General features: G+C 32.5%; 14 protein-coding genes. 4 read left to right on the top strand and 10 right to left on the bottom strand.

Features of this window, described 5'->3' with window-relative positions; genetic code table 11:
- Positions 1-100: 100 nt before the first annotated feature.
- Genes QJV49_RS10860 through QJV49_RS10845 form a run of 4 tightly spaced genes read right to left on the bottom strand, consistent with a single transcriptional unit; the run spans position 101 to position 1,701 of the window.
- Complete coding sequence (locus QJV49_RS10860) at positions 101-652, bottom strand: Asp23/Gls24 family envelope stress response protein (RefSeq protein ID WP_225511618.1); 552 nt, start codon at positions 650-652, stop codon at positions 101-103.
- A gap of 21 nt (positions 653-673) precedes the next feature.
- The gene (locus tag QJV49_RS10855; protein WP_225511617.1) at positions 674-862 is read right to left on the bottom strand and encodes a DUF2273 domain-containing protein; all 189 of its coding nucleotides are present in this window, start codon (positions 860-862) and stop codon (positions 674-676) included.
- A 9-nt stretch (positions 863-871) separates the two neighbouring features.
- Positions 872-1,432 carry an alkaline shock response membrane anchor protein AmaP gene (amaP, locus tag QJV49_RS10850; RefSeq protein ID WP_225511616.1) on the bottom strand — a complete coding sequence of 187 codons (561 nt, stop codon included), beginning with the start codon at positions 1,430-1,432 and terminating at the stop codon, positions 872-874.
- Between the two features lie 29 nt (positions 1,433-1,461).
- Positions 1,462-1,701 carry a GlsB/YeaQ/YmgE family stress response membrane protein gene (locus QJV49_RS10845; protein WP_225511615.1) on the bottom strand — a complete coding sequence of 80 codons (240 nt, stop codon included), beginning with the start codon at positions 1,699-1,701 and terminating at the stop codon, positions 1,462-1,464.
- 482 nt (positions 1,702-2,183) lie between these two features.
- On the opposite strand from QJV49_RS10845, the gene QJV49_RS10840 reads away from it, so the two are divergent.
- Complete coding sequence (locus QJV49_RS10840) at positions 2,184-3,026, top strand: aldo/keto reductase (RefSeq protein WP_225511614.1); 843 nt, start codon at positions 2,184-2,186, stop codon at positions 3,024-3,026.
- Between the two features lie 275 nt (positions 3,027-3,301).
- Here the strand turns inward: QJV49_RS10840 and cls are convergent, their stop codons facing one another.
- Positions 3,302-4,750, bottom strand: a complete 1,449-nt coding sequence (gene cls, locus QJV49_RS10835) for a cardiolipin synthase (RefSeq protein WP_225511613.1) — start codon at positions 4,748-4,750, stop codon at positions 3,302-3,304.
- 848 nt (positions 4,751-5,598) lie between these two features.
- On the opposite strand from cls, the gene QJV49_RS10830 reads away from it, so the two are divergent.
- From QJV49_RS10830 to brnQ, 3 genes are all read left to right on the top strand, one after another.
- The gene (locus tag QJV49_RS10830; RefSeq protein ID WP_225511612.1) at positions 5,599-5,871 is read left to right on the top strand and encodes a (4Fe-4S)-binding protein; all 273 of its coding nucleotides are present in this window, start codon (positions 5,599-5,601) and stop codon (positions 5,869-5,871) included.
- A complete protein-coding gene (locus QJV49_RS10825) occupies positions 5,872-6,144 on the top strand; it encodes a GNAT family N-acetyltransferase (RefSeq protein WP_225511611.1) in 273 nt (90 codons plus the stop codon). It begins immediately after the preceding gene.
- Between the two features lie 177 nt (positions 6,145-6,321).
- Positions 6,322-7,692, top strand: a complete 1,371-nt coding sequence (gene brnQ, locus QJV49_RS10820; protein WP_225511610.1) for a branched-chain amino acid transport system II carrier protein — start codon at positions 6,322-6,324, stop codon at positions 7,690-7,692.
- Positions 7,693-7,769: 77 nt separating this feature from the next.
- Here brnQ and QJV49_RS10815 read toward each other — a convergent pair whose 3' ends face one another.
- The 5 genes from QJV49_RS10815 to QJV49_RS10795 all read right to left on the bottom strand — a co-directional run bounded on the left by QJV49_RS10815 (position 7,770) and on the right by QJV49_RS10795 (position 15,906).
- The gene (locus QJV49_RS10815; protein WP_225511609.1) at positions 7,770-9,224 is read right to left on the bottom strand and encodes an LPXTG cell wall anchor domain-containing protein; all 1,455 of its coding nucleotides are present in this window, start codon (positions 9,222-9,224) and stop codon (positions 7,770-7,772) included.
- Between the two features lie 23 nt (positions 9,225-9,247).
- Positions 9,248-10,144, bottom strand: coding sequence for a polysaccharide deacetylase family protein (locus QJV49_RS10810; RefSeq protein WP_225511608.1), 897 nt, complete (start codon positions 10,142-10,144; stop codon positions 9,248-9,250).
- A gap of 272 nt (positions 10,145-10,416) precedes the next feature.
- Entirely contained in the window at positions 10,417-11,637 is a 1,221-nt protein-coding gene (locus QJV49_RS10805; protein WP_225511607.1) for a glycosyltransferase, read from the bottom strand.
- On the bottom strand, positions 11,634-12,737 hold the full coding sequence (locus QJV49_RS10800) for an acyltransferase (RefSeq protein ID WP_225511606.1): 1,104 nt from the start codon (positions 12,735-12,737) through the stop codon (positions 11,634-11,636). Before QJV49_RS10800 ends, QJV49_RS10805 begins: the two co-directional genes overlap by 4 nt.
- A 412-nt stretch (positions 12,738-13,149) precedes the next feature.
- A complete protein-coding gene (locus QJV49_RS10795; protein WP_225511605.1) occupies positions 13,150-15,906 on the bottom strand; it encodes a cation-transporting P-type ATPase in 2,757 nt (918 codons plus the stop codon).

Raw genomic sequence — 15,906 nt, 5'->3', positions numbered from 1 at the left:
ACTCATTACTTCTATCTAAATAAAAAGCTATATAATTGAAGTCACTTACTAAAAAAGCCTCATAATAGAGGCCTTTGTTAATCACGATTTATCTAGAAATTTATTTAACCCTAACTTCTTTATCTGTATTATCTTCTACTTTATCTTTAACTTTATCAACTTGTTCAGAGGTGAATTTTCCAGTTGTTTGAGCCGCACTAGTCACTCGATCTTGAATACTTACATCATCTTCTTTTTGTTGCTCTTTAGTTTTAATATCTGTGACTGTTACGTTAACTTCAACGACATCTAATTCCGTCATTGCCGCAACCTCTTTACGAATTACTTCTTTAATTTTTTCATAGATATCAGGTACATTCTTACGATATTCTGTAATTACTTTCAAGTCTACTGCAACTTGTGTCTTCCCGACTTCTACATCAACTCCAGTTGTAACATCATCAGTATTAATAAGTTTTCCTGTTAAGTTTGAGAAGAACCCACCTTCTACAGAAAGAAGCCCATCCACTGATTCTAATGCTAGTCCTACAATCTTTTGCACAACTTTATCTTCATAAGTCAGAGCTCCCTTAATTTCTGGTTGGGGTTCCTTTGTTTTAGGAATTTCTTTTTCTGCCATTGTTCCAAATGCTTTCATGTTTTCTTGTACCATAGTTATTCTCCTTTTATGATGTTATTTACGATTTATAAATTGATCAATAATCCCTGATTTTTTTAAAAATAGACCAGTATAAATTCCTAATCCAATAAAAAATAAAACCAGAATCATTTTCCAAAATCCAATAGTGAAGATACACACAGCAAAAAGTGCACCTACGATCCCCCCTATAATTGGGTATCGATTTTTTTCAAAATAATTCATTGATCCCTCCTATAATACTCGCAGGCGTTCAGTATTGGTACCTTTGCTTAAGTTAACTACTTCAACTTTGAGTTTAATTGCTTGATCCAGTCCAAAGAATTCTTTTAAACCTTCAGCGATTCCCCGCTCCAAATCTTGAGCTTTTTGTGCAACTTCAATTCTAGGAATAATCTCACCTTTTATATAAATCTTTATCTTATTTTTAAAAAGTGAAACGTCAATTTTTGAGTTTTTAAGATAATCATTTTCTTTTACTTTTTCACTTACAAATCCTTCAATAGCAGACTTCTTCAAGGTTAAATTTCCATTATTCGATGTGAGTCGCACATCAATGTATGTCAGAGGATAAAAAAGTATCACAATCAAAGCAATGATTAACATGACCGCTAATACAATGTTCCCCCAAAACAAATAGTCTGTCATATATTTACCTATAAAGGGGATGTTACTAGAGGTTGTTGTCATCCAATCATATTCCATGAAATTATAATAATCCCAAGTCATTGGTAGAACAAGCGTAAGTAAAAGGAGATCAAGGATAATGAGTATTATTTTCTTTCCAGTTGCCAAAACTCCTCCTTTCTAGATCCTAAGATCTACTAATTCATTTTAGATAGGACGAAGGATACAACAGCAACCACAATTACTGCACCAATAATGGACGGAATTAACGCCATTCCAGCGAGCGAAGGGCCCCATGCTCCAAGTAAAGCCTGTCCTACAAAAGACCCAACTAATCCTGCTAAAATATTAGCAATCCAGCCCATTGAACTTCCCTTATTTGTAATCGCACCAGCGATTAATCCGATTAATGCACCAACAATTAATGACCAAATCATAAGTCACCTCTTTCTATAGAATACATATTATTATCTAACCCTAATCTAACACAATTCGAAAGCGCATTCAAACAATATGACTTTTTATAATTTATTAATACTCTACATTGGATCAGAAAAATTATACAGTCATCGATTGTTATACTTATATTCACAGCAATTCTTTATTACAAATCCCTATATTTGTAAACACGAGAATATTGTATGCCACCACCAAATTGTATATTTTAAAAACTATTTTATTAATCTCTAAATCTGCAACAGAGATTTACTCACAGTATAAATAAACTTGTACAATAAAAGTTATACCTAGTTGAAAAAAGCAATCATAAGCATATTATTTCACAATTGGGTATAGTTACGTTACACTTTGTACTATAAAGATAGATAGATAGACAGTTAGCATTGAAAGTCTAAAAAAGTTTAATTTACAGAATCTATTTATGATCTTAAACAGCCAGAAAGGAAAATAGGACAATAAAATGATTGAACAAGAAAAACATCTACTTAATGATGGACATTTGATTCCTAAAATAGGGTTAGGGACATTTCAGATTCGTGGATATGAAGGAGTGGAGCAAATTTTGACGGCCATACAAAGCGGTTATCGTTTACTTGACACCTCAACTAATTATGATAGTGAAGGAGCAGTTGGGGAAGCAATTCGCCGTTCTGGCGTACCAAGATCAAAATTTTTTGTAACAACTAAGCTACCTGGTAAATATCATCATTTTGAAGATGCTTTAAAGATGATTGAAGAGTCTTTATTACGGATGGGATTGAGCTATTTTGATCTTTACTTGATCCACTGGCCACTACCAAAACGAGATAACTATGTTGAAGCTTGGAAAGCACTAATTGAAGCAAAAAAACGAGGTCTTGTAAGATCAATTGGGGTATCTAATTTTGAGGAGGAACATCTCGAAAAAATAATTCAAGCAACTGGTGTTATACCAGCGGTTAATCAAAATGAAATCCACCCTTACTGGCCTCAAGAAAAACTATTAGCAATTAATAAAAAATGGGGGATTTTAACTGAGGCATGGAGTCCTTTAGGACGCGGTAGTAAAGAGCTTGAGGAAACTCTAATTCAAAATATAGCCCAAAAATACAATAAGGATACTGGACAAATCATACTAAGGTGGCAAGTTGAAAGAGGTATTATCCCTATTGTTAAAGCAACTTCTCCCGAACACCAAAGAAGAAATATTGATATTTTTGATTTTTCACTTTCTTTGGAAGAAATTAATAGAATCACTGACCTGGAAAGAGGCGATGGCAGGGTAGACAATCAAGACCCTAATGAGTATGAAGAATTTGTATAATTTAGTCCTTTACTCTTCATATATTGCATTTCAGTTGAATATAGGAAGAATTGCTTCAAAATAAAAAACCACTGACATTTTCAAGTGGTTTTTATTTTTTTAAGTTTCCTATTTTTCAATAATACCTCGTTTATTTGTGTATTTTAAATTCTGACCACAAAATTTCTTAGTTCCTATAAAGAATTATTCTGAAGTAGTTCAACAATATTTCCATCTTTGAAATAAATATATCACACACATGACCAATAATATAGTTTCAGCCTATTACAAAACACTTATAATATTGGACTAAGTAATCTCGAAAAGTTTTGTTTGATTTTAAGCCAGATAGATTGTTGGGCAATTTCTTCATCCGTAAGTAGCTTTGAATTTCTTAAGTCTCCCTCAAAGGTCCTTCTCATCTCTTTTGCTATAGTTTCATCATAACAAAAAGCACTTATCTCAAAATTTAATTCATAACTGCGAATATCTTGATTAGTTGTGCCAAATACACCTAATTTTCCATCCATTACAAGGGTTTTAGAGTGTATGAAACCATTTGTATAATTGTATATTTTCACACCGTGTTTATGCAGATAATTTGCGTAATATTGTGTTGCTCTAAAAATAAACGGATGATCTGGCATATTGGGTATCATGATTCTTACATCAACACCAGAATTCGCCGCTGCTACAAGCGCCGTTATCATAGAGTCATCAGGTATCAAGTAAGGCGATTGAAGCCAAATATAGTCTTCCGCATCCATAATCATTTTAATAAAACCTGTTCTTAAGGTTTTATTATCACTCTCTGGTCCGTTAGCGACAATCTGAATATCAATGTTTCCTTCTTCTTCTGGTACCACAAAATATGAATCTTCTCGTTCAAGCTTATCTTTAGGATCTCTGACTGAAACATTCCAATCTCGAATAAACGTTTCTTGAAGGCCAAAAGCTGCTGTCCCAACAATTCTACCATGTGTATCACGCCAGAAACCAAACTTTTTACTATTATAAATATATTGGTCACCAACGTTAAAGCCACCGGTCCAGCCAATTTGACCATCTATCACTACAATTTTACGATGTAAATGATAGTTAAGTCGAGTTTTCGTTAGTGTATTACGTGATGTGATAAAGGCTGTAACCTTACCTCCTGCCTCTTGCAGCGGCTTAAAGAAATCTTTTTTTGTTTTTCCTCCCCACGGATCGTAAACTACTCTAACTTCCACACCTTCTTTAGCTTTATCAATTAGATGATCGCGAAAAGCAGTCCCGATTTTGTCATTAAAGAAGGCATAGTATTCTACATGAATATTATCTTTAGCATTCTTTATATCTTCAAACAAGGTAGAAAATTTCTCTTTACCGTTCAGATAAAATTCCACTTTATTCCCACGACAAAGTGGTGTACGCTCCATATTATTAAAATACCTTTTCAGCAATTTTTCATGGGCCGACATTTCTTTTGTCTCAAATTTTTCATTGTTTTCATGTACTCTTTGGGCAAGAATAGACAGGTTATATTTATTTTCTTCTTCGAAACGATTTGTCGTTGTTCGATCGAGCCCCCGTCCTAAAAAAAGATAGCCAAGGAATCCAACTCCTGGTAAAAAAAACAAGAACATAGACCATGCAAAAATACTGGCAATAGACCTAGGTTTACGAAAAATCGTCACAAGGGCAAGCAATGTGTTAATCGTTATTATTGTTCCCATCAAACTATAGATTGTCGCAAGTGACATAAAATATTTCTCCATAAAATAATATTATTTATCTAATTATATCAAAATCTTAATTAATAAATAACTATCTTCGCTTTCTTACATGTTCCAATGATAATTTCTATAACTTTAATTTTGACTGAGGCGTATCGAGTATTTGACAAACGTGTTGCATTTCTTATTAGAGGGAACAAGAACTGTTACTCAAGGCCACAGCCACGACAAGCAAGTCTTGCTACTCATCTAACAACATAATTTCCGACAACTTACATTACTGGTGAGAACATTCATTCTTCTCAGAACCAAAGATTAACGTTTAGAGATAAGTTAATGTAATTTTTTATTCATGTAAATGGATGATTCTTTGGCAAATTAAAAAAGATTACTCATGAGTACTAAATCAGAGAGAAAAAGTTTGATATAGACAGTCGTTATCATTCATAAAGCAGTATAAATAGCTCTAAATTTATTTATTTGGCTAACTCATGTAAGATTTATATATAAATTTGATTTAACATTTTTTACTAAAAAACCTACTGTAAAATTTACAAGAGTTTTTTTGATAAAGTAGAAGCTATGTAGTTTTACTTTGGTTAGTTCTTTATTCTTTTTTACATATTACTAATTTTTTCTTTTTTTTCAATATATAATTGATTATTTATTTTTATCATTGACTAATCAGTCGCAAAATATATTTTCATTCTAAGGCAAAAAGTCATTTAAAGATTATATTATAACATTTCTTCATATCTTTTACATGTCTCCTCAGTCTACTTGTATAATTTTTAAATGTTGGATATAGACACTGTTGATAAATTACCTTGACAAATGCCATTTTAAAAATTACAATTGTAAACAGGAGGAAGTAAATGGATAATTCAAAACTATTTGGCAAAGATGCAACCGAAGAAGAGTTATTAAAAAACGATTATCGTAAATATTTTGGCAAAAAAATGGATATTTACTATAATGTATCAATTTGTGAGCATGCAGGGGAATGTGTCAGAGGGAATCCTTTGGTATTTGAAGTTGGGCGTAAACCCTGGATTATTCCAGATAATGGCGAGGTCACTTCTACCCAATCAGTAATTAATAGATGCCCTTCCGGTGCTCTAAAGTACCTGACAAAGGAGAAGAATTAAATGAACATTATTGAAAGAGAAAATTTATTTGAACTCTTATCCGATAAAGGCGAAGTAATTGGGGAAATGGCTTATATGAGTATGAAAAATTCAATAATAATTACTCATACAGGCGTAGCCATTGATTATCGTGGTCAAGGTTTAGCCGAAAAATTAGTTCTTGCAGGAATCCAAAAGGCAAGACGCGAGCAATTAAAATTGGGAGCAACCTGCCCATATGCTGTCAAATATTTTAGAGAGCATAAAGAAGAACTTACTGATGTTCTAAAATAAGAAAATTTTTAAAATATTAAAGACCTTTTACCTGGGTCTTTTTATGTTTGCTCCTTTAAAAACATTTATCAAAATTGACTGTTAGCTTTACATAAATTTGTGTTGTAATTTCACAATTTTTTTGCTATAATAATTCATTATTTTATCTATCAAACAAAGCAATCATAAGGAGTATTTATGGAGGAAAAATTAGCTGGTAAAGATTACCTCTTTATAGGGTCAATGTTATTCGGTCTTTTCTTTGGTGCAGGAAATTTAATTTTTCCAATACATATGGGTCAAGAAGCCGGAGCCGCTATTTCACAAGCAAATTTTGGTTTTTTAATTACAGCAGTCGGCTTTCCCTTTTTAGGAATTATCGCTCTGGGAATTTCTCAAAGTAACGGAGTTTTTGAGTTAGCTTCACGAGTCAATCGTATTTATGCTTATATTTTTACAATTTTACTTTATCTAGTTATTGGCCCCTTTTTCGCTCTTCCTCGCTTAGCAACCACTTCTTTTGAAATTGGAATTTCACCTTTTTTAAGTCATGAACTCCAAGCTCCACTATTGGCTCTTTTTAGTATCCTTTTCTTTGGAACCGCGTGGTTTCTGTCCAGAAAGCCAACGAAACTCTTAGATTATATCGGAAAATTTTTAAATCCCCTCTTTTTAGTTTTATTAGGTATTATTTTGGCCATTGCTTTCACTCATCCATTAGGAAAAGTTAGCCAAGCAGAAATTGGTAAAACCTATCAAGCATCTCCTGTTTTGACAGGTTTCACACAAGGTTACAATACTCTTGATGCCCTGGCTGCCTTAGCTTTTGGAATCATTATCATCACAACTATTCGACAACGTGGCGTAAAAAATCCGAGAATTATTGCTAAAGAAACCATAAAAGCTGGCCTTATCAGTGTAGGACTAATGGCTATCATTTACACTTGCCTTTCTTACCTAGGTGCGATGAGTCTTGGACAATTTGCTATTAGTGAAAATGGTGGAATTGCTCTCGCTCAAATTTCCAACCACTACTTAGGAAATTTCGGCATGATTATCTTAGCGCTCATTGTCATCATCGCTTGCCTAAAAACAGCCGTAGGTTTAATGTCTGCCTTTTCTGAAACCTTTGTCGAATTATTTCCTAAAAAAGAATACTGTTTTTATCTGCTCATCGTAAGTATTCTTCCTTGCATCTTTGCAAATATTGGTTTGACAAAAATTATAGAGCTTTCAGTTCCAGTCCTCATGTTTTTATATCCCTTAGCCATTATCCTTATTTTATTAGCTTTATTAAGCCCGCTTTTTAAACATTCTAGACTAATCTATCAGATAACAACTGCTTTTACACTTATATCAGCTATTATCGAAGGACTCAATGCTCTTCCAGCCAATCTCCACACAATTACTTTCATATCAGTAATAATTAATTTTGCTAAAGACTTTCTTCCCTTTTTCTCCCTAGGAATGGGTTGGATTCTTCCCGCGATTTTAGGCTTTATAATCGGATGTTTATGTCAAATCACGATTACTGTATATAAAAACAAAAACTCTTCAACACTTTCATAAAAGTTGAGAGCCTATAATATATAAAAAGGAGTTTCAAATAATTGATAACTCCTTTTCTTCTACATTAACTCAGATAGTTAAATTTTTGATTTTCTCCTAATATAAATCATTCCGAGCCCACCAGAAATCAATAGAAGTATTCCCAATTCTTTGAAAAAATTCATTGAGCTATCCCCCGTCTTAGGCAACTTTTCAGAAGTTTTTGATTCCATTGAAGAAGACGAAGTAGACATCACTTGTGAGGATGAACTAGGAGTAGTAATCGATTGGTTGGGTTTTTCAGGAGTTTCTTCTTTAACAGGGATGATTGTATTTATAAAATTATAACCCTCCTGTTGACTCGTATAATTACTCACAGGTACCTCTTTTACATCATAATCGTAAAGTTTCCCACTTTCATCATACTTATCCAAATTAGTAAACGAATATTTCCAATTTTCTTTAGCTGTCACATCTCGTGAATCAATTTTCTCTCCATTCCGATATAACTCAATACTAATAAAACTTGGTCTTAAACCACGTGCATTATTATCATCAATCCAAGTTTTCTCTCCAGAAATAGAAAGTTTCATACTTGCATTTCCGTTTCCGCCATTGTTAGGAGTATGAACTTCCACTACCTGTTTTTCAATATTTTCTCCCGTCAATTCTCCTCTATTTTCATACTGTTGAGAAAGTCCCCCATCCGTTGCTCTCGTTAAATAATCAACAATAATAGTATTTGAAATATCACCTAAATTCACGGTAAATCCGTTTACGCCATTTTCTAAAATACTAGCCTGAGGATAATAGCCATCAACATTATAATTCTCTCCATCACTACTATATGTCACATTAGCTACTGAAATTGAACCAGAAACTAAATTCTGATTCCCACCAATAATATCAGTATAAACAGCTTTCTGGATATTTTTTTTAGCATAATTGATCCGAGCTTGCCAATGAATTAAGGTTGAATCATTCTCGTCAATCCATCCCCATTTATAAAGCACCTCATCTTTATCCGGTCCTGTTGCTGGACCAATGTTAACCTCTGTTGTTCCTCCATCTTTCCAATCAACTACTACCGTTGTGTCTTCCTCTACTCTTTGTTTATCCCATTTAACCCAAACGGAAAAAGAACCTTTAATATCTGAAGTTGCATTTTCAACAAGTTTTGAAAAAGTAACAGTTATTTCTCCTGTAAGATGATTAGCAACAGCCGTTCCGATAACATTTCCAGCTTCATCTTTTATCTCAAAAGTAACATCTTTTGATAATGTTAACAAATCGGGAACATTGACACTCATTGCATCCCCCTGAGAAACGCTTCCCACTGGAATATCAAAATTCCAATGGGCCTGAACATCATCATAAATACCAAAATCGGTTTTCGGATTTCCCAAATCATCAGTTAGTTCATGTCCCGTAATAAATTTATTTCCATAGTCAGCAGCAAATACATTTGAAGTTGTAAATAAATTAATTCCAACCAAGCACATCAATAAACTCAGAACCATTAATAATTTAAATGACTTATTCTTCGACTTCATAAATATCTCCTTCTTATTTTCACTTACTTTTTTGTTCCATCACTTAAGAGCCAATGTTTAATAGTTTTCCAATTATCCTTCGTAACAATCAACCTAGGAATATTACTATAAAGTGTTTCATTAGTCACTACACCTGGAGATAGTGTGAATATTCCTTGAATTCCATCTTTTAGCATATAATCTTCTAAGTCTTTATTTTGTGCTCCATAAGGATAAGCAAAAACTTTTCCTTTTTGATCTAACTTCTCATCAAATGCTTTCTGACTTTTTTGGTAATCCTTTTGTACTAATTTTTTTGAAATATTAGTAGATAAAATCGGTTCAAAGTTTTCTTGATAATGTAAGTCATTCGTATGTAGTCCTGAAGTAACCAAAGGATTTTCATTCATTTTCTTTATTTCTTTCCAAGTCGCCATTTGTGAACCGTCAATAGTTTGTCCAACTTTTCCCGTGATAATGAATTGCGTAAAAGGTAAGTCTAATTTTTTCATTATTGGATAAGCGTTCTCTGGCAAAGATTTATCAATATCGTCAAAGGTAACCACAACTGCCTTGCCAATCATCTCTTTTTTATTAATCTTCTCTATCAGTTCTGAACTAGTCAGGACTTTAATATGATTTTTCTTTAAAAATGTCATTTGCTGCTCAAAATCTTGCAAGAATACATTATATTCATGGAGTTGAGAATTATGCGAAATTGAATAAGCGAAATTTGTAACCACCGTATCTTTTAATACACGGTGATAACAAAGAACAATAATTCCATCATTATCTTTAAGTAAACTTTCATAAGCAAAATCTGGCTGCTCCTTTTTTCCATCCTGTACATATTTTTTTGTTTCACGTGTGGACATAAACACCAAGATAGTAATAAAACCAAACATCCATATCAAAAAATATTTTTTTTTACTAAATTTCATATTATAAATCTAAGCCTCCTTCGTTAAAATATAAAGACTAGGAATCGTTAATATTGAAAGAAAACAGAACAAAGCATAAATTATATCTTCCCAATTTGTTATTGGAAACCCAATGATTACAAAAACAGAGATAATTCCATCACTATATATTCCCAGCAAAGAGATTAACAAAAGAACGAAAACAGTTAATATAAACAGCCAACACAGTGACACAACCAAGAATTCTAAAAAATGTCGTTTTTTCATCTTTTTACGTATTACAAATTCCATTATTACACCCCTCTATCAGGACTTTCCCATTTTCCTTTATTTGTACGATTAGTTAAAACAACAAGTTCAGCAGAAAGAGCACTAATCAAATTAAGAAACCAATAAGCAACAAGATAAGCTGGAAATATTAATTTATCAGTCAAAGTTAAGCGACTCTCCCCTTTATCATTATTAAGTCCTAAAAAAAATACAAAAAATGAAATAAGAACAAAAATCACGATAATTTGACCGGATACTTTGAATTCTTGATTTAGCAACATTTGGAGAAAATACTGATAAGATTCTATTAAGAAAAACCAACTCCAAATATGACTACAAATCATTTCAATCAAAAGAAACCGATGGTTGAATTCTCCTCTTTTAAAAACCCATGATAAATTTGAAATTAATACTTCTACCCCACCAACTGCCCATCTTCTTCGTTGCTTTAAAAGAGATTTTAAATTTTCAGGAACAAGAATATAGCTTAATGCTTTAGGAACATACTTGACTTTCCATTGATTACGATGAAGTCGCCAAGTGACATCAATATCTTCAGTCATCACTTCAGTATTAAAGCCCCCAATTTCTTTCAAAGCCTCTACACGATACATAACAATCACACCCGATACGGTCATTATTGCGCCTAGAAAAAGACTTTGTGCTCTCTTAATTGCGTCAATCACACTTAAATACTCTAAGGTTTGTAATTTCCCCAATAGAGTTGTTCTGTTCCTAACAATAGGTCGTCCGGTCACAGCCCCAATATCTGAACTAGAAGTTAATTCGGCCAACAAATAAGATAGAGCATCTTTAGAAAGATATGAATCCGCATCAATAACAAGCATATATTTACTGGTAACCTGTTGCAAAGCAACATTTAAAGCCGTAGCTTTTCCCTCATTTTTCTTTTGCTCAAGAATGGTTAATGCTTCCCAATCGTCAAAAGATTTTTTTACTTCATAAAGTTTCTCCAAGGTGCGGTCACTACTCTTATCATCAACAATAAAGATTTCTAAGGCAGGATAATTTAGATTACGTAGTAATAACAAAACTTCCTCAATAGTTTCTTCTTCATTATATGCAGAAATAACAATACTAATTTTTTCAAATTCTTTTGCTTCATCAATTGCTTTTTTATCTCTTCCTCTCCACCTAGATAAAAAAGCACCACTTGCCCAAATAAAAGACAGGATGATAGGATAATAAACGACATAAACATCTACCATTGTTGAGATTATCATAGTTTAAATTTTCCTTTCTTTCTCATAAAAGGAAAATTTAAAATTTTTCCCACAAAAATCCCTAATAAAGCTGCACTAGTAAAGGCTATGGGAATAATAATCGGTCCTGCTATCACTCGTTGGCTTAAGTTTGGAATTTCATGCTTAAAAAATCCATAGACAAACTGATCCGTTAAATCAGATATAAGATAGATAGTCAAAGTGGCGGTAGATAGAGTCTTTAGCAATCTAACGCTCCATTTTGGAATAGGAATTCTCCACAAGATTGCTATAACTAATATTGTCATCATGGCCGTTTGATAGCCAAAATAATCATTGTGATCTAGCCACTGGAATTGTTGATTCCAACTTACAAAAGTATCCGTCATGGTAAAAATCGTAAGTGCACTTAAAAATGCTACAACAAGTTTTCTAAATGAAATTTTCTTTATTTCATTTGGATAAGTATAAAGGTAAGCTCCGATAAAATAATAACTAACAGGATAACAAATTTGCCAATAATCTGGGATTACTTTTCCAAAACTATTTAATAAAGAGGGTAAAAATGATAGCAAACTTGCGATAAAGACAATATATAAATGATAATTTTTCATTTCTTTTTTATAATTCCAGATAATATTTAACAAAGGAATAAAAAGATAAAGTCCTAAATACATTTCAACATACCAAGAGTAAGAATCAGTTGAATAATCAAAAATTCCATTTATAGCTGTGGAGAAGTCGCTCCCTCTTCCGCCAAGAGATAGAACACCCCATACTAATAAAGATATGCCTATATATGAAATGATGACAGGTACAATTCCCAGAACATATTGAGCACTTAATTCTTTTCGATTCATTAAAAATCCGGTTGCCACTAAAAACAAGGGCACACAAGTAATTAAAATCGTTCTTATCCCAATCCAAAAAATTCCTAAAGTGGAATGAATTGTCATATCATAAAAGCCCGAATTTAATAAAAAATGTATCGAAATGACAAAGAATATTGCACAACTTTTCATTAAATCTATTGATGAATTACGTTTCATTTTTTCATATTTATAGCAGAAACCTTTTGCTACTATAAATCCTTTCTCTAATTTGGGTTCTAAACTATTCAATTCAAACTTTGCAATTACTTTTCCTTTACATCACTTAGTTGTATCTAAAACATGCCATTCTCCTAACTTAAATTTAATATGGATTTATGATTATCGAAAATCATTAATTTTCGATTGCAACCCATCAATTTATTACAGTATAACATAATAAAAAGAAATATTGTAATATATAACTTACGAAATCTACTCGATATCATCATATTTTTCATTTTTTATTATTATTAAAACCTATAAAGTAAAATATAAATCAATCCAAATAAGCAATAAACCTTTATATAATAATGTTTTAGATGATTTAAAGCATATTAGGCAATGTTTTAAATTGCAAGTATAGAAATCTAAAACATATATAAGACTGTAATTAGTAATATACAAAAAAGTACTTACTGAAGTAAGTACTTTTTGCATTGATTTACCATATTTTTATTTTAAAAACTTCTTTTATTCCTGACAATATTAATGTGGGTATAGCAGGAATGAAAATCACAAGTAGATATACAGGTAATGTTAACTGAGCAGTTCCCATCACACTATTAAAAAACGGAATGATTGTTACTAAAAATGAAGAAACTCCTGCAAATAACACTGCTCCAACAAGTCTGATATTTCCAAACGGATTACGTCTAAACAATGTTCTTGAACTTCTTGCATCAAATACATGCCATAATTGTCCATAAACTAAAGTCAAAAAAGCAACTGTTTGTGCTTCACTAGCGTTCAATCCATTCTGAGCAGCTAGGAGGAATCCAAGGTAAACCATCGCTCCCATAACTGTCCCCCTAATCAAAACCCTAGACCATGTGTGATTAGCAAGAATGGATTCATTAGGGTTCCTTGGTTTTTCTTTCATCAAATCCGTTTCCGCAACATCATAACCTAAAGAAAAAGATGGAATCGCATCACTCACCATATTAACCCAAAGAACCATTAATGCAGTAAGTGTTGGAGTCATTGCTGCTACATTTCCAACACTGCTTCTAAATAAGACTAAACCTAATACAAGGGCCAAAACTTCAGCAACATTTGTTGTCAGTTCGTGTCTCATAAAGTTTTTTATATTAGCATAGATAGTCCGACCACTATAAACTGATTTTTCTATCGTTGTAAATTTATCATCCAATAAAATGAGATCTGCAGAATCTTTAGTTACTTCTGTACCAGTAATTCCCATCGCAACTCCAATATCAGCAGCTCTTAAAGCTGGAGCATCATTTACTCCATCTCCAGTCATAGCAACAACTTGTTGATGATTTTGGAGCTGTTTGACAATACGTTGCTTATGCTCTGGAGTCACTCTTGCATAAACATTAACATTTTTTACTTCTGCATAAAGCTCCTGATCTGACATTTCTTCAAGGTCAATTCCCTTTAAAACTGTTGCATTTTTTTCCTTTACAATCCCCAAATCATAGGCAATTGCACGAGCTGTTTTTTCATGATCCCCTGTAATCATAACCACATTAATATTTGCATCATGAAGTTGTCTGATAGACTCTTTCACTTCTTCTCGTGGAGGATCAATTATTCCTGCAACTCCCGTTAATACAAAATCTTTTTCTACGTCTTCCGTCGCTCCGTATAACGCCTCTTCTTCATCAACTTTTTTGTAGGCCACAGCCAAGGTTCTTAGTGCTTCATCCGCATAATCATCTACCACTTTAATAAAATTAACTTTTGACTGCTTAGATTGGTCAACTATATCTCCAATCAAAATCCCCGAAGCTTTTTCCATTAAAACATCTGGTGCTCCTTTGGTATAAACGTAAAATCCTTCATCATTTTGAACAATGACGCTCATCATTTTTCTACTGCTACTAAAAGGAATAGTTCTTATAATTTTATTGTTTTTTAATAACTTATTCTTACTATAGCCGGCTCTACTACCAAGAACAGTAAGAGCAACTTCTGTAGGATTACCAAAAGTTTTTACCTGTCCCTCAACTTCTTTGACACTTGAATCATTACATAAGACAATATTTTTCATAAATTGAGCGAAATTTATACTTTTGTCACCTTTTGATACCAAGTGAATTTCACCAATAGAACGATATCCCAGACCATCTACATTATACAGTTGACCATTAGCATAAAATTTTTTGACAGTCATCTCATTTTGGGTCAATGTACCTGTTTTATCAGAGCAAATGTAAGAAGTACTTCCTAGTGTCTCCACACTACTTAGTGTTTTAATCAGACCTTTATTTTTTGACATTTTGACTGCACCAATTGTCAATACTATTGAGAGAACAACTGGTAAAGCATCTGGAATAGAGGCAACGGCGAGAGCGATTGAGGTTGAAAATACTGAAGTAATTGAGTTAATTGAAAATTCTCCAGAACTGATTAATCCAAATACAAAAGTTAATAAAACAATCCCAGCGGATATTTTCATCAATGTTTTAGTAAGTTTTTTTACAGTTTCTTGTAATGGAGATGATTTTATTCCCTCATCTTTCATCAACTGAGAAATTTTCCCAAGTTCTGTGTTTTCACCCGTAGCTACGACTATTCCAATTCCCTGTCCATTTGAAACGATAGAGCCAGAAAATCCCATATTTGTTTGATCACCAATTTCAACATTTTCATTAATGACCTCTATATTTTTTATAATAGAATCAGCTTCGCCCGTTAAATGAGACTCAATTAATTGAAGCTCATCAAGCTCTAACCATCTTATATCGGCCTCCACAAAGTCACCTACTGTAACTTTTACGATATCACCAACAACTAACTCATTTGATGAAATTTTTTCTAAGGCTCCATCTCTTAGTACAGATGCAAAACGATTGTTCATTTCTTTTAGTGAATTTAAATTTTTACGAGCACTAATTTCTTGCCAAAAACCTAAAAATGCATTTATAATAATCAAAATAGCTATAGCAACCGCTTCATATAAAGATTCTAAACCATGTTTTTTATCTCCAACTATTTGGAATGAATAAAATGAACTAAAAAATGATAGAGCAACTGCCCCTAATAGAACAATGATTATTGGTTCTTTAAAACTTTTAAAAAATACTTTTAAATAGCTTTCTTTTTTTTCTTCTGGAAGTTTATTTTCACCATATCTTTCTCGATTATAAGTAACCTGAGTACTCGAAAGTCCTCTATCTATCTTAACATCATAATTATTTAATAATTCTTCTTTGGATTTTTGATAAAATTTCAT

The organism is Lactococcus sp. NH2-7C (genome assembly GCF_029953655.1).
GTDB lineage: Bacteria > Bacillota > Bacilli > Lactobacillales > Streptococcaceae > Lactococcus > Lactococcus lactis.
Note: the sequence above shows the minus strand (reverse complement) of the source record. Positions and strands in the feature narration are given on the sequence as shown.

Bases quoted from the DNA above. Each gene is read 5' to 3' on its own strand.
- QJV49_RS10860 (WP_225511618.1), bottom strand. From the start codon at position 652: ATGGTACAAGAAAACATGAAAGCATTTGGAACAATGGCAGAAAAAGAA.
- QJV49_RS10855 (WP_225511617.1), bottom strand. From the start codon at position 862: ATGAATTATTTTGAAAAAAATCGATACCCAATTATAGGGGGGATCGTA.
- QJV49_RS10845 (WP_225511615.1), bottom strand. From the start codon at position 1,701: ATGATTTGGTCATTAATTGTTGGTGCATTAATCGGATTAATCGCTGGT.
- QJV49_RS10840 (WP_225511614.1), top strand. From the start codon at position 2,184: ATGATTGAACAAGAAAAACATCTACTTAATGATGGACATTTGATTCCT.
- cls (WP_225511613.1), bottom strand. From the start codon at position 4,750: ATGTCACTTGCGACAATCTATAGTTTGATGGGAACAATAATAACGATT.
- QJV49_RS10830 (WP_225511612.1), top strand. From the start codon at position 5,599: ATGGATAATTCAAAACTATTTGGCAAAGATGCAACCGAAGAAGAGTTA.
- QJV49_RS10825 (WP_225511611.1), top strand. From the start codon at position 5,872: ATGAACATTATTGAAAGAGAAAATTTATTTGAACTCTTATCCGATAAA.
- brnQ (WP_225511610.1), top strand. From the start codon at position 6,322: ATGGAGGAAAAATTAGCTGGTAAAGATTACCTCTTTATAGGGTCAATG.
- QJV49_RS10815 (WP_225511609.1), bottom strand. From the start codon at position 9,224: ATGAAGTCGAAGAATAAGTCATTTAAATTATTAATGGTTCTGAGTTTA.
- QJV49_RS10810 (WP_225511608.1), bottom strand. From the start codon at position 10,144: ATGAAATTTAGTAAAAAAAAATATTTTTTGATATGGATGTTTGGTTTT.
- QJV49_RS10805 (WP_225511607.1), bottom strand. From the start codon at position 11,637: ATGATAATCTCAACAATGGTAGATGTTTATGTCGTTTATTATCCTATC.
- QJV49_RS10795 (WP_225511605.1), bottom strand. From the start codon at position 15,906: ATGAAATTTTATCAAAAATCCAAAGAAGAATTATTAAATAATTATGAT.